Annotated in this window: 20 protein-coding genes; 12 read left to right on the top strand and 8 right to left on the bottom strand. The window is 39.7% G+C overall.

The features are described from left to right. Nucleotides 1–9: 9 nt before the first annotated feature. Complete coding sequence (locus MKY07_RS17675) at nucleotides 10–849, top strand: Gfo/Idh/MocA family oxidoreductase (RefSeq protein ID WP_014822601.1); 840 nt, start codon at nucleotides 10–12, stop codon at nucleotides 847–849. On the opposite strand, the gene MKY07_RS17670 is transcribed toward MKY07_RS17675, so the two are convergent. Beyond that, nucleotides 843–2,135 (bottom strand): hypothetical protein, encoded by a 1,293-nt coding sequence (locus MKY07_RS17670; protein ID WP_014822602.1) that lies wholly within the window; start codon nucleotides 2,133–2,135, stop codon nucleotides 843–845. The two genes, MKY07_RS17675 and MKY07_RS17670, sit on opposite strands and share 7 nt — an antisense overlap. 84 nt (nucleotides 2,136–2,219) lie before the next feature. On the opposite strand from MKY07_RS17670, the gene MKY07_RS17665 reads away from it, so the two are divergent. The 10 genes from MKY07_RS17665 (at nucleotide 2,220) to MKY07_RS17620 (ending at nucleotide 12,939) form a co-directional block, all read left to right on the top strand. After that, the gene (locus MKY07_RS17665) at nucleotides 2,220–3,236 is read left to right on the top strand and encodes an NAD-dependent epimerase/dehydratase family protein (RefSeq protein WP_339263281.1); all 1,017 of its coding nucleotides are present in this window, start codon (nucleotides 2,220–2,222) and stop codon (nucleotides 3,234–3,236) included. Next, on the top strand, nucleotides 3,237–4,316 hold the full coding sequence (locus MKY07_RS17660; RefSeq protein ID WP_014822604.1) for a dihydrodipicolinate synthase family protein: 1,080 nt from the start codon (nucleotides 3,237–3,239) through the stop codon (nucleotides 4,314–4,316). Next, nucleotides 4,294–5,298: a zinc-binding alcohol dehydrogenase gene (locus MKY07_RS17655; RefSeq protein WP_339263280.1), complete on the top strand. Its 1,005-nt coding sequence runs from the start codon at nucleotides 4,294–4,296 to the stop codon at nucleotides 5,296–5,298. The genes MKY07_RS17660 and MKY07_RS17655 overlap by 23 nt, the downstream gene beginning before the upstream one ends. Before the next feature lies 1 nt (nucleotide 5,299). Continuing rightward, entirely contained in the window at nucleotides 5,300–6,352 is a 1,053-nt protein-coding gene (locus MKY07_RS17650) for a Gfo/Idh/MocA family oxidoreductase (protein ID WP_014822606.1), read from the top strand. Nucleotides 6,353–6,362: 10 nt separating this feature from the next. Then, complete coding sequence (locus tag MKY07_RS17645) at nucleotides 6,363–6,992, top strand: peptide ABC transporter substrate-binding protein (RefSeq protein ID WP_339263279.1); 630 nt, start codon at nucleotides 6,363–6,365, stop codon at nucleotides 6,990–6,992. Continuing rightward, complete coding sequence (locus tag MKY07_RS17640) at nucleotides 6,989–7,963, top strand: Gfo/Idh/MocA family oxidoreductase (protein ID WP_339263278.1); 975 nt, start codon at nucleotides 6,989–6,991, stop codon at nucleotides 7,961–7,963. Before MKY07_RS17645 ends, MKY07_RS17640 begins: the two co-directional genes overlap by 4 nt. 76 nt (nucleotides 7,964–8,039) lie before the next feature. Beyond that, nucleotides 8,040–9,563: a hypothetical protein gene (locus tag MKY07_RS17635; protein ID WP_339263277.1), complete on the top strand. Its 1,524-nt coding sequence runs from the start codon at nucleotides 8,040–8,042 to the stop codon at nucleotides 9,561–9,563. Next, complete coding sequence (locus MKY07_RS17630) at nucleotides 9,564–11,138, top strand: FAD-dependent oxidoreductase (protein WP_008405501.1); 1,575 nt, start codon at nucleotides 9,564–9,566, stop codon at nucleotides 11,136–11,138. 1 nt (nucleotide 11,139) lies between these two features. After that, entirely contained in the window at nucleotides 11,140–12,078 is a 939-nt protein-coding gene (locus MKY07_RS17625) for a GNAT family N-acetyltransferase (RefSeq protein WP_008405502.1), read from the top strand. Then, nucleotides 12,079–12,939: an ROK family protein gene (locus tag MKY07_RS17620; protein ID WP_339263276.1), complete on the top strand. Its 861-nt coding sequence runs from the start codon at nucleotides 12,079–12,081 to the stop codon at nucleotides 12,937–12,939. 57 nt (nucleotides 12,940–12,996) lie between these two features. Here the strand turns inward: MKY07_RS17620 and ugpC are convergent, their stop codons facing one another. The 5 genes from ugpC to MKY07_RS17595 all read right to left on the bottom strand — a co-directional run bounded on the left by ugpC (nucleotide 12,997) and on the right by MKY07_RS17595 (nucleotide 19,233). Further along, nucleotides 12,997–14,079, bottom strand: coding sequence for a sn-glycerol-3-phosphate ABC transporter ATP-binding protein UgpC (ugpC, locus tag MKY07_RS17615; RefSeq protein WP_339263275.1), 1,083 nt, complete (start codon nucleotides 14,077–14,079; stop codon nucleotides 12,997–12,999). 75 nt (nucleotides 14,080–14,154) lie between these two features. Then, nucleotides 14,155–15,006: a helix-turn-helix domain-containing protein gene (locus tag MKY07_RS17610; protein WP_339263274.1), complete on the bottom strand. Its 852-nt coding sequence runs from the start codon at nucleotides 15,004–15,006 to the stop codon at nucleotides 14,155–14,157. Between the two features lie 77 nt (nucleotides 15,007–15,083). Beyond that, nucleotides 15,084–16,571, bottom strand: coding sequence for a sodium/proline symporter PutP (gene putP, locus MKY07_RS17605; protein WP_339263273.1), 1,488 nt, complete (start codon nucleotides 16,569–16,571; stop codon nucleotides 15,084–15,086). A 90-nt stretch (nucleotides 16,572–16,661) separates the two neighbouring features. Next, nucleotides 16,662–17,636, bottom strand: a complete 975-nt coding sequence (locus MKY07_RS17600) for a proline dehydrogenase family protein (protein ID WP_339263272.1) — start codon at nucleotides 17,634–17,636, stop codon at nucleotides 16,662–16,664. A gap of 301 nt (nucleotides 17,637–17,937) precedes the next feature. Continuing rightward, nucleotides 17,938–19,233, bottom strand: a complete 1,296-nt coding sequence (locus MKY07_RS17595) for a sigma 54-interacting transcriptional regulator (protein ID WP_339263271.1) — start codon at nucleotides 19,231–19,233, stop codon at nucleotides 17,938–17,940. A 168-nt stretch (nucleotides 19,234–19,401) separates the two neighbouring features. On the opposite strand from MKY07_RS17595, the gene pruA reads away from it, so the two are divergent. Further along, nucleotides 19,402–20,946, top strand: coding sequence for an L-glutamate gamma-semialdehyde dehydrogenase (pruA, locus tag MKY07_RS17590; RefSeq protein ID WP_339263270.1), 1,545 nt, complete (start codon nucleotides 19,402–19,404; stop codon nucleotides 20,944–20,946). Nucleotides 20,947–21,034: 88 nt separating this feature from the next. Here the strand turns inward: pruA and MKY07_RS17585 are convergent, their stop codons facing one another. Together MKY07_RS17585 and MKY07_RS17580 are read right to left on the bottom strand one after the other, a co-directional pair. Further along, a complete protein-coding gene (locus tag MKY07_RS17585; protein WP_339263269.1) occupies nucleotides 21,035–21,943 on the bottom strand; it encodes an ATP-binding cassette domain-containing protein in 909 nt (302 codons plus the stop codon). A gap of 2 nt (nucleotides 21,944–21,945) precedes the next feature. Next, entirely contained in the window at nucleotides 21,946–22,992 is a 1,047-nt protein-coding gene (locus tag MKY07_RS17580) for an ABC transporter ATP-binding protein (protein ID WP_339263268.1), read from the bottom strand. Between the last annotated feature and the right edge of the window lie 12 nt (nucleotides 22,993–23,004).

Here is a 23,004-nt window from a genome sequence, read left to right as displayed (position 1 = left end):
GGGGATTCTATGAAAATAGGTATGATCGGAACAGATTCAACTCATGCATTAGCGTTTAGTGAAAGGCTGAAGAAAAAAGGTCATGAGCTATTCGCCTATCGCGGAGGATCTTCGATTGAATTAAGCAGAAACCGAGTTGACCGAATTTCATGGGAGTTACGTAAAAATGGAATTCCTTTTATTACTACACTACAGGAACTAGAAAACATTTGTGATGCGTTTATCATTACATCGGTTGATGCCTCACAGCATTTGGAGCAATTTGCAGATTTGTCTGCATCTGATAAACCTATATTTATCGATAAACCATTGGCACAAAATTATGAGCAGGCGAGTTCTATTATAGAGCTTGCCAATGAAAAGGGAATACCTTTGATGAGCTGCTCAGCATTACGCTTTGCTGAAGAAATTCAACTGGCAAAATCTCATAAAAGCATCGAGGCAGTGGACATTATAACCCCTCTGCCGATGCTGCAGGAATTCGACTATTCCTACTATGGAATACATGCTGTGGAAATGATCAGTGCGTTAAAAGGAACTTCTGTCAAAGACATAGCTGTTACCTTTAATAATCAGCAACACTTTATTACGTTAACATTTCAAGACGGAACAGTATCTACAATTCGCGGTTACTTACAGCATCATCAAAGTTTTCAGTTTGTAGCACATACACAGCAGCAAAGTGAATGGTTTGAAATTGCTGAAGGAGATATCCGATTTTATGATCATCTGATTGATGCGATAGTGCAATTTTTTATAGAGAGAAAAAGTGCCATTAATCAAACAGACACATTACAAACAATTAAACTATTAGAACAAATAAAGTATGTTGCAAGCAAAAATCACTGATTTTTAATATCTTCTAAAAACTGGATATAGTAGATGCGTTTAGGACGACCGCGGTGGGCTACCTTTTCCTCGCCGATAATATCAACAAGTCCTGCATCTAGCCATTTTAGTAGGATCCGATTTGCACTACGTAACGTAATGTTCAGTGTTTGAGCAAGTTCTTCAGCCGTATAAATAAATTTTTGGTGCTTCATAATACGACCCATTAATTTGGATATATAGGAAGCAGACATACCGGCTTTTTCGGCCCGCTCCAATAATCTTAAATCCGTTATGACCAGCGGGTACTGTTCATAGTTAATAAAAACCGTCGTATCGATCGGACCGATTACACTATTGTCTTCACGCACGATATAACAAAGGTTTGGTCCGTTTTCATTTGCCTGGTAGAGAGCTTGTTTTGCATGACGTCCGGAATCATTTGCATTGATCCCAAAACCGACACCGATTGTGCAGTTGATATGCAGCTCTTCCGTAAAGCGGGAAAGCAGCGGCAAATGTTTGTATCCTAAAGTTTCACGCTCAAATTGTCCACGTGTCGTAATAAAACTATATTGTAATGGATTCAACATGATTAAATGACCATCCATTTGTTGTGTAAACTGCTGCAGTATTTGCTCCACTTTAGACTGTTCTTGTTTAACGATTGATTCAAATTGAATTAAACCATATACAATCTGGCTTTCTTTGTTTTGTCGCCCTTTAGAAGCCAATAGGACCCTTTCGAAAGCAACAATCAATTCTTGTTTTGTCGGAATTAAATAGCGACATTCGATATTGTGCTCACATAATAATTCATAGACAGATGCAATCGTAGTTACAGGGTAGTAGCCAAGTTTAGCATGTCTCATATGATTATCTAATATGGCTTCAACTGTTTCGCCAACAGAAAATACAAAATCAATTTTATGCTGTAATTGATGTGTAATCGACAAAATGGTACTTTGTTGCAGCAAGTCAAAACAGTAATCTTTCTGTTCATTTTGTAATTTATGGGTTAACAGTAATTCGTAAAGCTGAAGCGCTCTACTATTAATTTGATAAAGTTGCAAAGAAGAATCATATAACTTTAATTGCTGAAAAATATAAGGATCTGCAGCGACAAGCATTTCATATTCGTATATAAATCGCTGTAACTCATCCGTCATTATAAAGTCTTGTGTTAAAAAATAGTGTGGCTGGATATTAGGGAATCCACGTAATGCGTCTTTAATTGTATCCTGCAAAATACCAGGAACAATAATCCCTATCATACTTTGTGAGGTATACGGAATTGCTTGATTCATAATGACTGTGCCTCCCAAAAATCCATATTAATATAATTTTACAGGAAAATTTTAGAATATTCAAATTACAAAGGGGTGACCGCTATGGAAACGGTATTACAATTAGAAGAATTTATGACAAAACCGTCCGCCGCATTAGTAGAGGATATAAAGAAAATAGATGGTGACATTTTAATTTTAGGGATTGCAGGTAAAATGGGTCCTACTTTAGCAAAAATGGCGAAGCGCGCTGCTGAAGAAGCAGGGATTGAGAAACGAATCATCGGTGTCGCCAGATTTTCAAATAAAGACATGAAAGAACAACTGGAGTTGGCTGGAATTGAAACAATTACTTGTGACTTACTGGATGAAGAGCAACTTGCTCAGTTGCCGAATATTCCGAATATCATTTTCATGGCGGGCAATAAATTCGGTACAGTTAATAACGAACATTTCACATGGGCGATGAATACATACGTACCTGGCCGTGTGGCGGATAAATTTAAAAACTCAAATATTGTTGTATTTTCTTCTGGTAACATTTATCCATTTACTCCTGTAACGGCAGGAAATTGCGGAGAAGATGTGACTCCTATTCCGGTTGGAGAATATGCAATGTCCACATTAGGAAGAGAACGTATTTTCACCAATTTCTCCAATCGTTTTCAAACAAAAATGCTCATGTTCCGTTTGAATTATGCAATTGATTTACGATATGGTGTGTTATTGGAAATTGCAAAATCTGTCTACAATAATGAGCCGGTTGATGTCACGATGGGCAGTGTCAATGTAATCTGGCAAGGGGATGCAAACGAATACGCGATTCGCTCGCTATTACATTGTGACTCGCCCGTAAAAATACTGAATGTAACGGGACCGGAAACCTTATCTGTTCGCTGGCTGGCGAAGGAGTTTGCAAAACGCTTTAATAAGGAAGCAATTATTATAGGGGTCGAACAGGAAACAGCATTATTAAATACAGCGGCTCATGCCCATAAATTATTCGGCTATCCCCGTGTATCCGTTGAGCAAATGCTTGATATGGTTGCAAATTGGGTGGAATTAGATGGTGCAACATTAAATAAACCAACGCATTTCCAAGAGAGAAAAGGGGCGTTTTAAATGAATGAAGCGGTAAAAAAGGCATTGTTTGACGGTGCATTTATTCCGGCACATCCATTGGCGTTAAACGAAGACAAAACATTGGATGAGATAAGTCAGCGTGCCTTGACGAAATATTATATTGATGCGGGAGTCGGGGGGTTAGCTGTTGGTGTTCATACGACACAATTTGAAATTCGCGATCCGCAATACAACTTGTATGAGCGTGTTCTATCAATTGCCATAGATGAGATGAAAAAAGCAAATGTACCTGAATCCTTCATAAAAATAGGAGGTGTTTGTGGTCCGGTAGAACAGGCAAAAAATGAAGCGACAGTTTTAAAAACGCTGGGCTATGATTTAGCATTACTAAGTATGGGAGGACTGCAGCATTTATCAGAAGCGCAGTTATTAGAACGTACGAGAGAAGTTGCCAAAATCATTCCTGTAGTTGGTTTCTATTTACAGCCATCAGTTGGCGGGCGTGTATTCACCTATCAGTTTTGGCATGAACTTGCCAATATAGAAAATGTATTAGCGATCAAAATGGCGCCTTTTAATCGCTATCAAACATTAGATGTTGTTCGGGCAGTATGCAATAGCGAACGCTATGATGAAATCGCTCTTTATACAGGAAATGACGATAATATCATTATTGATTTATTAACTGAATATGCATTTACTATCAATGGCAAAACCGTTAAAAAGAAAATAGTTGGCGGCCTGTTAGGGCACTGGTCAGTATGGGCAAAAACAGCAGTTCAATATTTTGATGAGATCAAGGCAATTCGGGATAAAGCGCAAATTGATGCAAGCTGGTTAACAAGAGCCATTGAAGTGACGGATGCGAATGCGGCTTTCTTTGACCCGGCACATGCCTTTAAAGGGAGCATTGCAGGTATCAATGAAGTATTGACGAGACAAGGGTTGTTAAAAGGAAACTGGTGTCTGGCAGACCATGAAATATTAAGTGAAGGGCAAGCGGAAGAAATAACGCGTGTTTACAAAATGTATCCGCATTTACAAGATGATGCATTTGTTAGACAGAATTTAGCAAAATGGAAATCAGGTGAGAAAAGTGAAAGCTTTACAAGCACATGATGGAGTCGTGAAAATAGCTGAAATCGAACAACCTGAACTTTTTGAGGCAGGAGTATTGGTAGAGACGCATTATACTGCTGTTTCACCAGGAACTGAACGGTTATTAATTGAAGGAAGCAAACAAGGTGTACGTCAGCTTGGCTATAGCGCCGTTGGTAAAGTAAAGAAAGTTGGTCAAAGTGTTAAATCTGTTCGAGTAGGTGATATGGTTGCTTGCTATGGTGCACCTTATGTTGGGCATATGGAGCAGCTTGTTGTACCTGAACCATTAGTAGCTAAATGTTCCGCAGAAGTTTTGCCAAAGCACGCCTCATTCGCAGCACACGGTACGATTGCCATTCATGCTATACGCCAAGGACAGTTACAGTTTGGTGAGTCGGTAGTAGTTATCGGGTTAGGTGTACTTGGACAAATGATTGCAAAGATTTGTGCTGCTGCTAGCTATGAGGTCATCTGCTATGAGCCCAATGCAAAAAGAGCTGTAATGCTGAAAGATACACCGGGCCTCGAGGTGTTTTCGGATTTAACAAAAATGGAACAGCATATTATGGATTTTACAAACGGGTATGGTGTAGATGCTGTTCTCTTATGTGCTGGCGGCAAACATTCAGAAACAACTTCCCGTAGCCTTGAATGGGTTCGTAAGCAAGGGAGAATTGTTATTGTCGGTGATGTAGAACCGCAATTTAATCGAGAGCAGTTGTTCGTTAAGGAAGCGGTCATTACGATTTCAAGAGCTGGGGGACCAGGTCGTTATGATGTTCGCTATGAAAAAGAGGCAATTGACTACCCGTATCATTATGTTCGCTGGACGGAAGGACGAAATCTGGCAGCCTATATACGTTTATTGGAACGAAAGGCGATCGATGTTTCTGACTTTGTCCAACTTGAAATTCCTTTTGAAGATTCAGCCGGTGTGTATGACATATTAGAGAGCAGTGAGGCATTGACCGCCATCATTGAATATTCGGGAGGGAATTAACATGTTAAAGGTTGGTGTAATTGGAGGAGGATCTATTTCCGAGTTCCATTTAAAACCTTATTTCGATCATCCCAATGTAGAGATTGTTGCAATTTGTGATAGTAATGAACGAAGACTACATGCGTTAGGAAAAAAATACTTTGTAAACAATTTATATTTAAAAGTGAGTGAGTTCCTTGCGAACGAGGAAATTGATGCAATCAGTATTTGCACATGGAATAATTCCCATGCCGAAATTGCAATACAGGCACTCCAACAAAACAAGCATGTTCTACTTGAAAAACCATTAAGTTTAACACTTGATGAAGCCTATGCAGTGGAAGCAGCGGTAAAAGAATCGAAAAAGATTTTACAAGTTGGCTACGTACGTCGATTTGCGACAAATGTAGGCGTTCTTAAAAAGTTTATTGATGCAGGGGACCTGGGGGAAATTTATTATGCGAAGGCTTCATGCATCCGCAGATTGGGGAACCCGGGCGGCTGGTTCAGTGATATCAAAAAATCCGGCGGCGGGCCATTGATTGATTTAGGAACGCATATGATCGACCTTTGCTGGTATTTAATGGGGAAACCAAAACCGGTTTCAGTTTCGGGGAATACGTATAAAAAATTGGGAAATCGCTCACATATAGAAAACTTATCTTTCTATAAAGCGGCTGATTATAACGCCGAGCACAATGATGTGGAAGATCTTGCGAATGCGCTCATTCGCTTTGAAAATGGTGCTTCCCTATTTGTGGATGTAAGTTTTACATTACATGCAAAACAAGATGAAGTATCAGTAAAACTTTATGGTGAAAATGGCGGAGCCGAAGTAGAACCGGAGTTGGCCATTATAAAAGAGCAGCATGAAACAATTATAAATATTACCCCGCAAATCGATATGTTGAGCTTTGATTTTACTGGTTCATTCATTAATGAGATTAACCACTTTGTTGAGTGTTGCCTGAATAATGTACAGCCCATTTCTACGGTGGAAGACGGGGTTGAAGTGACGAAAATGTTGGCGGCGATTTATGAATCAGCTGCAACAAAACAAGAAATAAAATTGTAGGTGATTACTAATGAAAATCGTATTGGAAAAAGACCGGCAGCTGCTCATGCATTCTCCGCTGTACCGCTTTACAAACGAAAACAGTGAAGAGCCTAATACCGTAACAATATTGCACCACCCTGAAGTAGACGCATATAAGCCATTTTCAACTTCAGAAAAACAAGGTTTCGTTTATTTTGATTTATGGTCCTATTCATTTGCCATTCAATTACAACAAGTGTTGAAAGCACATGATATGGTAAAAGGCGTTCTTCGTCTGCGCAGAACAACGAATAACTTCTCGTATATTGAGGAGGATATCCTTGCCATATCGGAATGGTTTGGAAATGTTCGAAATGTATCGGTGCGTTCGAATGAGATTGGTGAAAATCATTATACAATCGTTCTTTGTGAATTTGGTGAATCGATCATGGCCCATTTAGAATATCGGACGGGTCAGGACCGTATTGAATTTGAATGGAGCAGTCATCTGCATATCGCAGAGTTTGATAGTTTACAAATGACGAGTGACAGTGACAACAATCGAAACCTATTCAAAAATATTGATGCAGTTCTTCAGTATGCGATTCAATGGAATGATGCCTATGATGAAAAACTTGCTGCTGTACGGCTGCTCCTGCAACGAGGTGAACTGCAATGAACATTGGGATTATGAGCTTTGCGCACATTCATGCCACAAGCTATGCAACGGCAATCGAGCGGATACCGGGCACGAAATTAACCGCTATTTATGATACCGATACGACTCGGGGCGAACAGGCGAGTAAGCAGTATGATGTACCGTTTTTTGCACATATGAATGAATTTTTGGCAGAGGATATTGATGTTGTGCTGATATGTAGTGAAAATGTGTTTCATAAAGAAATGGTGAATGCTGCAGCAAAGGCAAAAAAACATATTTTGTGTGAGAAACCGATTGCGACGAATATTAACGATGCAAACGAGATGATAGAAGTTTGTAAAGAAAACGGAGTGCAGCTGTCCATTGCTTATCCGGTTCGCTACAGCGCACCGATCCGAGATTTGAAAGCAGCCATTGATGCTGGGGAACTTGGTGAGATCGTTGCAATACGCTCTACCAATCGCGGGCAAAATCCGGGCGGCTGGTTTGTCGATGAGGAGTTGGCAGGTGGGGGTGCGGTATTGGATCATACCGTCCACATGGTTGATATTATGCGCTGGTATATGAACAGTGAAGCAAAGGAAATTACTGCATTTGCGAATAACTATTTTACCGAACTTGATACGGATGACGCAGGAATTATGACAATTGTATTTGATAATGGAGTGATTGCTTCACATGATGCAAGCTGGTCACGGTTCCCGGAATTTCCGACATGGGGTGACGTGATGATTGAAGTAATCGGAACGAAAGCAACACGAAAAGTAGATGTGTTTAACGAGAAGCTCCAATTATATGGGAAGGGTAATAAATCGCTCACACATTTATATAGCGGAAATGATACCGACTTTGATTTAATTGTCGACTTTCTTAATTCTATTCAACAAAAAAAACAACCGCTTATTTCGGGTCATGATGGTTTGAAATCTTTAGAAATTGCACTGGCAGCATATGAATCAAATAGCAGAAAGCAAGCAGTAAAACTATAAGACAATTCAAAGGATACTCATAACGGGTATCCTTTTCGTTCAATCAGAGAGCAATTAATGAAAGGGATCGATGCAGATGAATATACAACCGGATTATAAAAATGAAATTGAACAATTTGCATTTGAGGAACTAGAACGCTTTTATACGGGAGATAAACGAGTCATGTTGGAACGATTCAATCCATCACGGAATGGGGATGAATTTGAAATTGTTCAAACAGAAAATCATTATGTGATTCGAGGGAATACAAGCCGCGCCTTGTTGTACGGGGTATATAAATTGATTGAAAAAGTAGAAGGGCTTATATTTCTGGAATTAGAGAAAGAAAGAAAAATCGCAATCCAGGGGCTAACAAGTACCTATGAAGGAAAACCGAAGTTCAGTCGTCGAGGCAATGTATTTGAAACAATCGATGACATTCCTTTTTTAAAGAGCATGCTCGATGTTGGTACAAAAAACGGACTAAATGAAGTGTTCTTTACATTTTTCCTCTGGGATGAAGTAAAGGATGCACTTTTACCGGAAATTAAAAAGCGTGGAATTGATGTTACGTTAGGCGGGCATAGTTTACGTTATTTATTGGCAAAGGCAAAAGGCGTGACCGTTTCAGGAAAGGCTGCTGCTGATGGGGCGGTAAATGATTTAGTAGGTGAGGAAACAGAATTTACGTCGGCCAATGCGCTAAAAAATCAGGACTTTTTACAGGATGAAAAAGCGCAACAATATGTCATTGACGTAATCGTATCTTATTGTGAAGCAGAACCTGTTATTCGCCGGATCTCCCTATGGCCGGAAGATGTAGGAGCAAAAGGTGAAGAAGCAAAGCTCTTTTTAACTCAATATATGACCTTCACTGAAAAACTCCAGCAAGCATTAGCCGGAGCTGGGCTACAGGTTGAAGTAGAGCATATTGTCTATAATGCTGGCCTAAGCTGGGAAATGCTTGAACGCAAAGAGCAGCAGGTGAGTTCTGCAAATGTTTTATATGCATATTGGGGACGTAATTATTCACAGAGTTATGCCTCACAGCGAGATCAGCGTGCATGGGAAAGCCTGATGGACTGGCGCAGTTCGACAGACAAACAATTTACGGTATTTGAATATTACAGTGACCACTTTATGCTAAGTGAACTTTTCCCGCTTTTATTTAAAAGGATAGCGACAGACATAGAGAATTATAAAGAGGCCGGCTGTGACGGTATGGTCAATTTAGTCGTTCCACTGCATAAAGTCGCAAAGGCACAGCCACATATGGATCAATATGATTATCAGCAGTACCAGCAATTTAACAATATCGTATTTGCGCGGTCGCTTTGGGAAGACGTTGAAACCGTTCCTCATTTACTGTCACCGGCAATGCAGCAGCTAGCTGAGAAAATTGAACAAGTTTTTGCCCAAAATAGTCAGTATAACGCCATATTTTTCCCTAGCCGTGTCGTAGAGGCAAAAAATCCGGAAGTGAAGCTTGATGTACTGGAATTATTGAAGAAGATGGAACATTTACTGCAACAGGCGCAATTGGAAGAGCCGCTTCAACATTATGTTGAGTCATTACAGCGAGTTGTTCAGGCTACGAAGTTACGTTGGGAGGCTTTATAAATGTGGGAATCGGTTTATTATTACCGTAAAAAAGAAAAGAGACAACAGCATTATAAGCAGGAAGTATTAATATACGGGGCGACACCTGCAGGCATTACAGCAGCCATTACATTAAAAAAGAAGGGACATGATGTTCGTATTGCTGAATGCAGCCGCTTTGTCGGCGGGATGACGACAAGTGGATTAGGGGCGACCGATTTAGGTGCTGAACAGGCGATTGGTGGTTTAGCAATGCAATTTTATGAAGAAATCGCACAACACTATGGAATTGAAAAATGTGTACGGTTCGAACCACATGTAGCAGAACATATTTTTAAAACTTGGTTACAAGAACATGAGATTGATGTTCAAACAGAGCAATTTATTGAAACTGTTCTTTGTGAAGACCAGCAAATTCAGCAAATCGTTATGACAGACGGCACAACCTATGAAGCGAAGCAATTTATTGATGCAAGCTACGAAGGTGATCTGCTGGGGCATGCAGGGGTCGAATACATTGTAGGAAGAGAAGCGAGCACTGTTTATAAGGAAATTTATAATGGTGTTCAATTTGGTACACAGCATCATAAATTTGAAAGTTTTATAGATCCGTATATTGAAGAAGGCAATCCGGCAAGCGGGCTATTATATGGTATTTCAGATGAGGTTGTGACAGAGCAAAATGGTGCGGGTGATCATCGTATTCAAGCATATAATTTCCGGATGTGTTTAACGAAGGAGCTAAAAGTGCCGTTCCCAAAACCGAACGGGTATGAGCGCAATCACTATGCACTGCTCCTACGTTATATTAAGGCAGGGCATTGGGATGCGATGAAGTTACATACACCTTTGATGAACGGAAAGACCGATTTAAATAATCATGGAGCATTTTCTACGGATTTCATCGGGATGAATTATACTTTCCCTGATGCGAATTATGAAGTAAGAGAAAAAATGTATCAGCAGCACGTAACATATGTTGCAGGGTTACTGTACTTTTTAGCCAATGATGAAGAAGTACCGCTTGTTATTCGGGAAGAAGTAAGACAGTGGGGATTTGCTTCAGATGAGTTTATCGAAACAGGCAATTGGCCGCGCCAGCTGTATATAAGGGAAGCAAGGCGAATGAGAGGCGAGTATGTCATGACAGAACACAATGCCTTGCAACGTATAATTTGCGAACAGCCTATTGCAATCGCATCTTTTCATATGGATTCACATCATTGCCGTCGTATCGTCATCAATGGGCGAGTTATGAATGAAGGGGATATCCAAGTACCGGTAAAACCATTTATGATTGATTTGCGCTCGCTTTTACCGAAAAAAGAGCATTGTACGAACTTAATTGTTCCTGTATGCCTAAGTGCGTCTCACATTGCATATGGTTCAATTCGGATGGAACCTGTATTTATGATGCTTGGGCAAGGGGCAGGTACTGTAGCGGCAATTGCGCTACAGGAAAGGAAGGCCGTTCAGGATATATTATATGAGCAAATAAGACCGCAGTTAATAGAGCAAGGTCTGGTTGTTGAATGGGATGAAGCCTTCATTGACGATCCATTACGTCGAATGGAAGAAACATTTGGGGGGAAATAGGATGCTAAAGCCAGTAACAAAAGAATCTCACAAGGACGTAGTAGACTTATGGAATATTTGTCTACCTGACTTTAAGTTATCAGATCGCTTGCTTGAGCAAAATAGTTGGCAATCACCTTATGTTTTACATGAAGGAAGTGCGATAAAGGAAATAGACGGGGAAATTGCCGGTGTCGTCATTGCAAAAGTATGGCATGAAACACATGGCGTTTCTTTAAATAAGGAGCATGGCTGGATTCAAATGCTGCTTGTGCACCCGGATTACCGTCAGCAAAAAATTGGAACCGAATTATACCGTTATGCAGAACAGGCCCTTCTCAATAACGGCATAAAGAAAATTCAGCTTGGCGGGGATTTAGGACACTTATTATGCGGAGTCCCACTTGATCAGCAGGAGGGTATTACGTTTGCAGAGAAGTTTGGCTATAAACGAATTGTCGAAAGTGTAGACTTCACAAAAACCGTAACAGAACCATTATCACTGCCTGAAAAAAAGAATGTTCAATTTGTTTTACTAGAAAAAGAAGAACAACAGCAACTCATTGATTTTATGACTCAGTCATTCCCTGGGCGGTGGACTTTTGAAGCGCATGATTATTTCGCTCATGGAGGTACAGGGAGAGATTATGTCGTTGTGAAATGGGAAGGCAAGATAGTGGGCTTCTGTCGTATAAATGATGAACATAGTGCTTTGAAGGGGCCAAACTATAATTGGGCAGAGCAGTTTGAGCGATTAGGTGGCATTGGTCCACTGGGGGTAAATGAAGATTATAGAAAGTATGGCTTAGGGAGAGCTGTTATCGAAGCTGCAGAATATTATTTGCAGCAACGTGGTAAAGAGACGTTCTTTATTGATTGGACGGATTTAATCGTCTTTTATGAGAAGCTAGGCTATACAATTTGGAAAGACTACGGAATTTTTATAAAGCAGGTGGAGTAGATGTGGATTTTAAGTGCTGATATCGGAGGGACAAAATTAGCACTTGCTTTATCGAAGCAAGAACAGCCGGAAATATTAATAAAGCAAATGGAAGTTAAGAGTCCCCAGCAGTCTGAATCATTATTTGAGGCGATTATTTCAGGTTTTCATAAGCTTCTGGAAGGTGAAGAAGGGGATGTTATAAAAGTAGCGGTTGGTTTACCGGGAATTTTAGATTTAAAGCAGGGGCTTGTAGTTTTTCAGCAAAACTTGCCGTGGCGTAATTTTCCGCTCGTCCAAAGACTTCAAACGACATTTCCAAAAGCTGAGGTTTTTATGGAAACGGATATGATGACTGCAGCAAATGGAGAATACAAAGTACGTCACTTTGAGAAAGAAACATTCATATATGTCACGATTAGCACAGGAATTGCCTGCTGTATCATACATGAGGGGAAATTTTTAAGAGGGGCCGGAATTCCCGGAGAAATCGGTTTTTCAATAACAGGCTCCGGTGCCTATTTTGAAGAAGTATGTGCTGGACCCGGTTTATTAAACACATTACAGCAGCAAACAAATGAAGAAGGCAAATTACAGCAATTTTTTGAACGCTACTATGAAAAGGATGAACGCATCGTGCCGCTCATACATGAATGGCAGCAAGAAATCGCACAGAAGATTCACAGCTTCATTTTATTAGCAGATCCGCATGTTGTCGTACTAGGCGGAGGAGTTATGAATCATCATCCGCTAATTGTGGATGAAATTTCCCGTTTAGTTGATCAGTATTTCAGCCTGCCATTCTTTGAACATAAAAAAGGCAGAGTGCAAGCAAGCTTAAATAAAGGCAATGCCGGACTGATAGGTGCAGCGTTGCTATAAAATATAAAAAGAAGCAGTCAGAATTTTCTCTGACTGCTTTTTCTAATTATTTACTAATCAGCGAATCCGCATTTCTGTTGCCGGATCAAAGAAGTGAGCTTTTGCCAGATTGAAGTTAAGTGAAAGCTCCTGCCCCATAGCTACATCTGCATCTGCATGTATTTTACCTACAAATTGCTGGTCATCAATTGACGCATAAACAATCATTTCTGCACCGGTTAATTCACTTACTTGGACTTTCGTTTTAACGAGACTGCTTGAATCTTGTTTATGGCCATCATGAATATCTTCCGGACGGATACCTAAAATAATTTCACGGTTAATATAGTTTTGTTCTTTTAATATTTTTAATTTTTCTTCCGGGATGCGGACTTTTTCATTGGCGATTTCAAAATATTCGCCTACAACATTCCCGCGAAGGAAGTTCATAGCTGGAGAACCGATAAACCCGCCAACAAATACATTTTCAGGTGTATCGTATACTTCACGCGGCGTTCCGATTTGCTGAATGACACCATCCTTCATTACAACAATTCGTGTAGCCATCGTCATCGCTTCCGTTTGATCGTGCGTAACATATATAGTCGTTGTATTTAAACGATAATGGAGCTTTGTAATTTCAGAGCGCATTTGTACCCGAAGTTTTGCATCCAAGTTCGATAACGGTTCATCCATTAAAAACAGCTTCGCGTCACGAACAATGGCACGGCCAAGTGCAACACGCTGACGTTGGCCACCGGAAAGTGATTTTGGCTTCTTGTCCAATAGATCCGATAACCCTAAAATTGCAGCAGCCTCACGTACTTTTTTATCAATTTGATCTTTCGAGAATTTCCGCAGCTTCAAGCCAAAAGCCATATTATCGTACACATTCATATGCGGGTATAGAGCATAGTTTTGGAAAACCATTGCAATATCGCGGTCTTTTGGTTCAACTTCATTCACTCGTTTACCCTCGATGCGCAATTCGCCTTCAGAAATCGTTTCAAGTCCTGCGACCATACGCAATGTCGTAGATTTTCCGCAGCCTGACGGACCAACAAGTACAAGAAATTCACCAGGTTCAACCTTTAAATGAAAATTTTCAACAGCTACATAGCCATCGGGATAACGTTTTACAAGATGATCAAAATCTAACATAAAAAACCAGTCCCCCTTTTTTCATATTATAAAAGATTAAGAGGGGAATGCCTTTGTGCAATGTGCTTAAAATTTTCAGGGATATTTTGTCAGTTTATTCAATTGAGCTGCTAAATAAGCTATTAGCAGATCGTCACTGCGCTTTAAGTCCAATGATGTTTCTTCAAAATAACGTTGTGTTCGATACAACAACGTGTTGCGGTGTATATGTAATTCTTTAGCGGCTGAGGACATGTTTCCATTATGGGAAAATAGCGTTGTAATGGTAGTAATCATTTCATCATTTAAATTATTGAACAGCGTATGCTGCAAATATTGTTGCAACGGCATAGTCAAGTGTAATGGCAATAAAGTTAAGAAGCTTTCAGAAAATGTATAAATCGTTTGGTGCTGCCGTTCAAAAATGGACTGAAATATTTTTTGCTCCGTTAAGAAAGAATAATGCAGCATTTCAGAAACCGGAAGCAATTGACCTATGAAAAGCTGTCCATGCAAATAAAAGTCATTTTCCAATATTGCCATAAAGCCTTCAAGCTCTTCTCGAGTATAATCTTTAAACAAAATAATCCAGAAAGTATGAGGAGCAGCTTCCAGTAGATGAGCATCATTCATAAAGAAAAGTTCGATAGCGTACTTTAATTGCGCGGCATCATTATTAATATAATATTGTAAAATTCGAATAGAAGAGTAAGTAGCTGGCTTTGGTACAACTCCTTGTGTCAATAATAGTAACCACGGATCCGTTTGCTCACTACATTCATGATAAAAATGCTTTAACAATAGAGCATCTCGTTCGGTTATTTCACTTTTGGCGATTTCATACCAGCATGCATTAGGTGAATCATAAAAAATTGTAGTTGCAGAATTATGGGCTGTCGGGTATGTACTATGTTGCTTAAGGGAAGGGAATAGTTGTGCAAGTTGCATAAAATAACCTCCATCAAAAGTTTTTCTGGATATTGAAAAAACGGTATATCTTATAAAAGATCATACCGTTTTTATTATTACTTTTGCTCTTCTTTTAAAATACGTTGTGTTTCATTGAACTCTTCTTCGATTTCCGCATTTGGTTTATACGTCAACATACTCACTACGACTGCAACGACTAAACATGCGATAAAGCCTGGTACAATCTCATAAAGCATGCTCGTTAAACTTTCCGTACGTCCCCAAACGAATGCAACTGCGGCACCGGCAACCATTCCGGCAAGTGCTCCGTAGTTTGTAAGCTTACGCCAGAACAGAGAAAGTAAAATGATTGGACCGAATGCTGCACCAAAACCGGCCCATGCGAATGCGACCAATCCTAAAATTGTGCTTTCCGGATTCCATGCAACAATTGCCGCAAAAATAGATACGAAAAGTACAGCGACACGACCTAAAAATACGTAATGTTTATCTGTCGCAGTTTTGTTGAATAAAGCTTTATAAATGTCTTCAATCAGTGCTGAAGAAGTTACGATTAATTGTGATGAAATGGTACTCATAACTGCTGCTAAAATTGCTGCAAGTACGATTCCTGCAATGAACGGGTGGAATAAAATCTGCCCTAACACGATAAATACTGTTTCCGCATCCTTCAATTCCGTACCTTGCTGCTGGAAGTAAGCCACACCGACTAATGCTGTTGCGAGCGCACCTAGTAAACTGAAAATCATCCAGCCAATACCGATACGACGAGCATTTTTCGTTTCTTTTACTGATGTAATCGCCATAAAGCGTACGATTATATGTGGCTGACCAAAGTAGCCAAGCCCCCATGCAAGAGAAGAAATAATAGCTGTTGCTGTTACAGTAGAAGGAAGAAGGCTGAACATTTCCGGATCGACTGCTTTAATAGAATCAACCGTTTCTCCAATACCGCCAGTTAAGAAGATTCCAAAAACAGGAACTGCAATTAATGTAACAAGCATTATAAGACCTTGAATTACATCCGTATAACTAACAGCTAAAAACCCGCCGAATAATGTGTAGGCAACAACTACTGCCGATACGAATAAAAGACCTGTATGGTAATCCATTCCGAATGAGCTCTCAAAAAACTTACCGCCTGATACCATTCCAGAAGATACATAGAATGTAAAGAATACTAAAATGATAATCCCCGATGCGATACGTAATAGTTTCGTGTTGTCACGCAAACGGTTATCCAAATAACTTGGAATCGTGATGGAATCCTTTGTTACTTGTGTATAAACACGTAAACGAGGTGCTACAAGTAACCAGTTTAAATATGCACCGACTGTTAAACCGATTGCAATCCAAGCTTCCACGAGACCCGATAAATAGATTGCACCTGGAAGCCCCATTAATAGCCAGCCCGACATATCCGCTGCACCGGCACTTAATGCTGTTACTGCAGCACCGAGACCACGTCCGCCCAACATATAGTCTGTCAGGTTGCTAGTTTTCCGGAACGCATACCAGCCAATGCCGAGCATCACAATCATATAAATAATAATGGCCAACAACTGATAACTGTAATCTGACATAAATACATCTCCCTTAATAATAAATTTTTGACTAGTTTACCATGTTGCAATAGATGGTCGTCAACGCAATAAAATATAGCGCTTCTGTACTTATCTATACTTTTTAGACATACGTCCGGCTAAAAATGCACCTGCTGCAACAGCTAAAATTGTATTTGTCTTTTTCGTAAATACTTGTTTTGTAACTAGTGTCAGATTTTGCGGACGTTCTGCCAAACGACGCATAAAATAGCCGTACCAATCATTACCAAATGGTACATACGTACAGAAGTTATACCCTTCCTTTGCGAGGCCCAACTGCATTTCTTTCCGGAAGCCATAAAGCATTTGGAACTCAAATTTATCATTAGGAATATTATGCTTATCGACAAATTGTTTTACATGATTAATTACATTGTGATCATGTGTCGCAATCGAAGTGAATTTGCCATGTAGTAAATGATATTCAATCTGCTCGATAAACTTGCGGTCGATATCGGCTTTATTTTGGTAAGCGACAGACTCATCTTCTTTGTAAGCGCCTTTTACAATACGTAAACGGTAATCTTTAAAACGTTCTACATTTTCATCTGACTCGAAAAAGTATGCTTGAATAACTGTACCTACATTATCGTAATCTGCGTGAATCTTTTCCAATAGCTCAAATGAAGGGTGTAGACGAGCATAGTTTTCCATATCAAAATTAACAAAAATCTGATATTCATTTGCCAATGCAACGATCTCTTTCAAATTTTCATAGCTAAACTCGAAATCAATATCCAACCCCAACTGAGATGGTTTTAAAGAAATATGTGCATCAAGGTTTTCACTGTGAATGCGTTCGATTACTGCCAAAATTTGCTCTTTTGCAGCAAGCGCAGCTGACTTCTCAAACACAAATTCCCCTAGATTATCGACAGTACAAGAAATACCCTGTGCATTTAAATGCTTGATGCTTTCTATAACTTCATCAATATTTGTACCTGCAACGACACTTTGCGCCCCTAGCTTAAATCCGTATTTTTGGGCTGCAGAATTTAATGTTTGATTCTCTGAAAGTGCGATAAAAAAATCTTTTAATGACATTTTAATCAATCCCCCTGCGATTAAAAAAGTATTTTATTGTTATTGACGTGAGTATAAAACAAAAAATTCAAAAAAGGAAACAAATTTTGAAAAGTTTAGTGTTTGCTAGAAGGAAAAGCGAGAAATGGCAACGGTTTTTGCTGTAAAAAAATTTTGCTGAAATACTTTCTTAAAACGTTTACATGCTCTAAAAAACATAATTTATAAAACATGCAATAAAATATTGCACTAAGAAAAATGGAAAAGAGACCCACTAGTAGCGGGTCTCTTAAATGGTAATTAATACAAAATATTACCAATTTTATTTGCGTTTTAGACGATATTGCAAACCTTGACGATGAATGCCCAGTGCTTTAGCTGTCTGCGAAATATTTCCGTCATTCAGCTGTAAGGCGTGTGAAATATAATAGTCCTCAACTTTACGCATATATTCATCAAGAGGCTGCAATGTCTGTTCGGAGAAATCGAATAATTTTTGCTGTTCAGAGGCAGTTGGCTCTGCTTGCTGGAGCTTCCACTTGAAGTATGCAGGGATATGTATAAGTTCCACATATTCTTCTGTTGTTAGTAAGGCACTAATATCATCCAGTAAAACTTCAAGTTCTTTTAAATTTCCAGGCCAGTCGTAGTTCTGGAAAATTTCCTCGATTTCAGGTGCTAATCCTTTAACTGAGCTGCCATAAGCAATGCGTCGGCGAGCAAAATAATCGTCCACGAAGGGCTTAATATCTTCACGGCGCTCCCGGAGTGCGGGTACTTGTATTGTTAAGTTCGAAAATAAGTAATACAGGTTTTTGGACAGATGGCCTTTCTGGATTAAGTCAATCGGATCTTCACCAATACTTGCAATGAAGACATGGTTACGTTCGGTATGTTTTTCCAGAAGCTCCACGATGCGGTTCTGTGCTTCATCTGATAAAAATTCAATCCGCTCGGCAAAAAACGTATAGTTTTTTTCCTCGGCAATATATTTTTCTATTTGATTGAGCAATGTTTTTTCATTGCGTCGGCAAATAAGTGTGATGAAGCGTTCGTTTTTTTCAGCAAGCTCATGATGAATACCTTCTGCAATCATATCTTTCCCTGTTCCGGATTCACCGACAAGCATAACCGGAATTCGACCGAGTGCGGCAATTTTAGCTTGCTGAATTACTTGCTTCATCGATTTTGAAACAGCAGTAATAATATCAAAAGTTAATGGAGCACCGTAACGACTTAGAGGACGGTCCATCAAAAATTCCTGCTGAGTAATATCGCGGGAAAATTGAATGGCGATTTTCGTACCGTCATTTAGGGTATATGGATAATAGTCATTCATCATTGTCACTTCTTCACCACGGGCATTCCAGAACGTTTGCTTAATATGTTTGAAGCTTTGACCTGAAGCTAAAACTTTTTGCAGCATATTTTGCTCCAAGTTAAAGTCGAGTGACTGTGATAAAAAGCGTTGTGTAATCTGTTCAAGTGATTCACCGGTAAGCTCGCGCATTTTTTTGTTGTATACGATGACTCGTCCATTTTCGTCAATAGCGCAAAGACCGGTTTCTATTTTTTCAATCATAAATTCAAAAACACTAGAGCGATCTAGTTGATTCATACGGTGTAACCCCCTCCATTTTATTTTAGCATGGGAATATCAAAATGAGATAATTTGCGTAATTTAGAAAAAATAATTGATTTAAGCATTATTATATTGCATAATTCAAATTAAGAAACATAATATGATGCAAAATAATATTGCACTTAATATCGGAGGTAATGATAAATGATTAACTATAAACATGAACCATTTACAGATTTCTCGGTAGAAGAAAACAAGCAAGCTTATTTGGAAGCGCTTAAAAAAGTAGAATCACAGCTTGGTGCCGATTATCCTCTAATTATCGGTGGCGAACGTATTACGACAGAAGAAAAAATTGTATCATATAACCCGGCTAAGAAAACAGAAGTGATTGGCTCTGTTTCAAAAGCTTCAAAAGACTGGGCTGAAAAAGCGATGCAAGAAGCAGATAAAGCATTCAAGTCATGGAAAAAAGTTAAACCTGAAATTCGTGCAGACGTATTATTCAAAGCAGCGACAATTATCCGCCGCCGCAAGCATGAGTTTTCTGCATGGTTGACGAAAGAAGCAGGTAAGCCATGGAATGAAGCGGATGCAGATACTGCAGAAGCAATCGACTTTTTAGAATACTATGGCCGTCAAATGCTGGAAATGAAAGATGGTCGTAAAGTAGAAAGCCGTCCGAATGAATACAACCGTTATGACTATATTCCACTAGGGGTAGGGATTGTTATTTCTCCTTGGAACTTCCCGTTCGCCATTATGGCAGGTACAACCGTTGCAGCTGTTGTTACTGGTAACACAGTATTATTAAAACCAGCATCAACTACACCGGTTGTCGCTTATAAATTTATTGAAGTGCTTGAAGAAGCAGGTTTACCAAAAGGCGTAGTAAACTTCGTACCTGGTAGTGGAGCAGAAGTAGGGGACTACTTAGTAGACCACCCGAAAACACGCTTCATCAGTTTTACAGGTTCTCGTGATGTCGGCTTACGTATTAACGAACGTGCATCAAAATTAAGTCCAGGTCAAATTTGGATTAAACGTGTCATTGCTGAAATGGGCGGTAAAGATACAATCGTTGTTGATAAGGATGCAGATTTAGAGTTAGCTGCACAGTCCATCGTAAAATCAGCTTTCGGTTTCTCAGGACAAAAGTGTTCAGCATGTTCACGTGTAGTAATCGTAAAAGATGTATATGATCAAGTTGTAAACCGTGTGGAAGAGTTAACGAAATCATTAACAATTGGTGACCCTTCAGACAATAACAACTTTATGGCAACAGTAATCGATTCGGCAGCATTCAAAAAAATCAGTGAGTATATTGAAATCGGTAAAACAGAAGGCCGTCTAGTTGCTGGTGGTACTGCAGATGATTCTGTTGGTTACTTCGTACACCCGACAGTATTTGCCGATGTAGATCCGGAAGCGCGTATTATGAAAGAAGAAATCTTCGGTCCAGTTGTAGCGATTACAAAAGCAGATTCATTTGAAGAAGCGATTGATATCGCAAACAATACTGAATACGGATTAACAGGTGCTGTTATTACAAACGACCGTATGAACTTAGAGTATGCTCGCGAAGAGTTCCATGTTGGAAACCTTTATTTCAACCGCGGCTGTACAGGTGCAATCGTTGGTTACCAACCATTTGGCGGCTTCAACATGTCAGGTACTGACTCTAAAGCAGGCGGACCAGATTATTTAACATTGCATATGCAAGCGAAAACAACATCAGAAGCATTTTAATTATTAAGTAATAGTCATTGGAAATTTCCTTATATAATAGAAAGAACTCCTTCACATTGCCTCGTGAAGGAGTTTTTATTTTGTTCTTCTATTTAGCCCATTCTTTTACTTGTGCATCTGTGCCAAAGACGAAATGACCAGGACGGGCTTCGATTACTTTAGCTGCCGGATCATGTTCAACATGTTTGTACGGGATACGTGTACGGTTACGTTCATAAGCCGGATCTGGCTGAGGAACTGCAGATAATAGAGACTTTGTATAAGGATGGATTGGGTTGTTGTAAATCTCATCCGCACTACCAAGTTCTAATATTTTTCCGCGATACATAACCGCGATTCGGTCTGATATATATTTTACCATTGATAAATCATGGGCGATGAATAAATAAGTTAGCCCACGTTCTTTTTGAAGTTGCTTCAGTAAGTTTACTACCTGTGCTTGAATTGATACATCAAGTGCAGAGATCGGCTCATCTGCAATGATGAAGCTTGGATCTAAACTAAGTGCACGGGCAATGCCGATACGTTGACGCTGCCCGCCAGAAAACTCATGGGCATAACGGTTAGCATGCTCACGTGTCAGTCCAACTGCTTCCAGCAACTCACCAATACGAGCTTGGCGTTCTTTTTTATTTTTATACAGGCCATGGATATCAAAGCCTTCTGCAATTAATTCACCGGCCGTCATACGAGGATTTAAACTCGCATAAGGGTCCTGGAAAATCATTTGCATTTCACGGTTGAATTGCATCAATTCTTTTCGAGACTTCATTTCTGATATATTTTTGCCTTTAAAGGTAATTTGACCTTCTGTAATATCGTAAAGACGGATAATTGAACGGCCCGTCGTTGATTTACCGCAGCCGGATTCCCCGACTAAACCTAATGTTTCGCCTTCATACACATCAAAAGAGATGCCATCGATCGCTTTAATCGGCTGTTTAGCAGTGCCAAAATATTGTTTTAAGCCTTGTACTTCTAATATTTTATTTGCCATAATTACATGCCCTCCTGTTGATAGCCTTTAATACGGCGTGCTACCGCATCAGGAACAGGCATTTTTGGTGCATCAGGATGCAGTAGCCAAGTTTTTGCATAGTGTGTATCCGATACTTTAAACATTGGCGGTTCCATTTCAAAATCGATTTTCATTGCAAATTCATTACGAGGGGCAAATGCATCGCCTTTAGGTGGATCGATCAAGTTTGGCGGTGAACCCGGAATCGCCATTAACAGCTCATCTGTAGAGTTGTTTAAGTCCGGCATAGAGCCAAGTAGACCCCAAGTATATGGGTGCTGTGGATTGTAGAAAATATCTTCTACTGTACCGTACTCAACGATTTGACCTGCATACATGACCGCAACTCGGTCTGCTACATTTGCTACAACACCTAGATCATGTGTAATGAAAATAATTGACGTATTTGATTTCTTTTGAAGTTCTTTCATCAGCTCTAAAATTTGGGCCTGAATTGTTACATCAAGCGCTGTTGTCGGCTCGTCGGCAATTAATAGTTTTGGATCTGCTGCAAGAGCGATCGCAATAACAACACGTTGGCGCATCCCACCCGACAGTTCGTGAGGGTAAGCTTTATAACGTTTTTCGGGGAAAGGGATCCCTACTTGGTCAAGTAACTCAACCGCACGTTTTTTTGCTTCATCCTTATTTGTAACTTTTTTATGCTTTAGAAGTACTTCAGTAATCTGTGCGCCGATACGCATTGTTGGATTTAATGCAGTCATTGGATCTTGGAAAATCATTGAAATATCATTTCCGCGAACTTTCATCATTTCTTTCTCAGATAAAGGAATAATATTGCGACCGTTGAAGTTAATCTCACCACCGGCATAAATACCTGGTGGCTGAGGAATTAACTTCATCAGTGCGTTACTCGTTACGGATTTTCCGGAACCGGATTCCCCAACGATTGCTAATGTTTCGCCCTCGTATAATTCAAAGCTTACTCCGCGTACGGCTTGTACGACACCAGCGTACGTTTTGAAATTAATACGTAAGTCGTTTACTTCTAATACTTTTTTCTTCATTGCGTACACTCT

This window comes from Solibacillus sp. FSL W7-1472 (assembly GCF_037969775.1).
Classification (GTDB): domain Bacteria; phylum Bacillota; class Bacilli; order Bacillales_A; family Planococcaceae; genus Solibacillus; species Solibacillus silvestris.
The sequence above is the reverse complement of the archived record's forward strand: the minus strand, read 5'-3'. Positions and strand labels throughout refer to the sequence as shown.

Coding starts and splice junctions, on each gene's coding strand:
- putP (WP_339263273.1), bottom strand. CDS start 16,571: ATGTCAGATTACAGTTATCAGTTGTTGGCCATTATTATTTATATGATT.
- MKY07_RS17580 (WP_339263268.1), bottom strand. CDS start 22,992: ATGAAGAAAAAAGTATTAGAAGTAAACGACTTACGTATTAATTTCAAA.
- MKY07_RS17645 (WP_339263279.1), top strand. CDS start 6,363: ATGAAAATCGTATTGGAAAAAGACCGGCAGCTGCTCATGCATTCTCCG.
- MKY07_RS17595 (WP_339263271.1), bottom strand. CDS start 19,233: ATGAATCAACTAGATCGCTCTAGTGTTTTTGAATTTATGATTGAAAAA.
- MKY07_RS17610 (WP_339263274.1), bottom strand. CDS start 15,006: ATGCAACTTGCACAACTATTCCCTTCCCTTAAGCAACATAGTACATAC.
- pruA (WP_339263270.1), top strand. CDS start 19,402: ATGATTAACTATAAACATGAACCATTTACAGATTTCTCGGTAGAAGAA.
- MKY07_RS17640 (WP_339263278.1), top strand. CDS start 6,989: ATGAACATTGGGATTATGAGCTTTGCGCACATTCATGCCACAAGCTAT.
- MKY07_RS17650 (WP_014822606.1), top strand. CDS start 5,300: ATGTTAAAGGTTGGTGTAATTGGAGGAGGATCTATTTCCGAGTTCCAT.
- MKY07_RS17665 (WP_339263281.1), top strand. CDS start 2,220: ATGGAAACGGTATTACAATTAGAAGAATTTATGACAAAACCGTCCGCC.
- MKY07_RS17630 (WP_008405501.1), top strand. CDS start 9,564: ATGTGGGAATCGGTTTATTATTACCGTAAAAAAGAAAAGAGACAACAG.
- MKY07_RS17600 (WP_339263272.1), bottom strand. CDS start 17,636: ATGTCATTAAAAGATTTTTTTATCGCACTTTCAGAGAATCAAACATTA.
- MKY07_RS17670 (WP_014822602.1), bottom strand. CDS start 2,135: ATGAATCAAGCAATTCCGTATACCTCACAAAGTATGATAGGGATTATT.
- MKY07_RS17635 (WP_339263277.1), top strand. CDS start 8,040: ATGAATATACAACCGGATTATAAAAATGAAATTGAACAATTTGCATTT.
- MKY07_RS17625 (WP_008405502.1), top strand. CDS start 11,140: ATGCTAAAGCCAGTAACAAAAGAATCTCACAAGGACGTAGTAGACTTA.
- MKY07_RS17585 (WP_339263269.1), bottom strand. CDS start 21,943: ATGGCAAATAAAATATTAGAAGTACAAGGCTTAAAACAATATTTTGGC.
- ugpC (WP_339263275.1), bottom strand. CDS start 14,079: ATGTTAGATTTTGATCATCTTGTAAAACGTTATCCCGATGGCTATGTA.
- MKY07_RS17660 (WP_014822604.1), top strand. CDS start 3,237: ATGAATGAAGCGGTAAAAAAGGCATTGTTTGACGGTGCATTTATTCCG.
- MKY07_RS17675 (WP_014822601.1), top strand. CDS start 10: ATGAAAATAGGTATGATCGGAACAGATTCAACTCATGCATTAGCGTTT.
- MKY07_RS17620 (WP_339263276.1), top strand. CDS start 12,079: ATGTGGATTTTAAGTGCTGATATCGGAGGGACAAAATTAGCACTTGCT.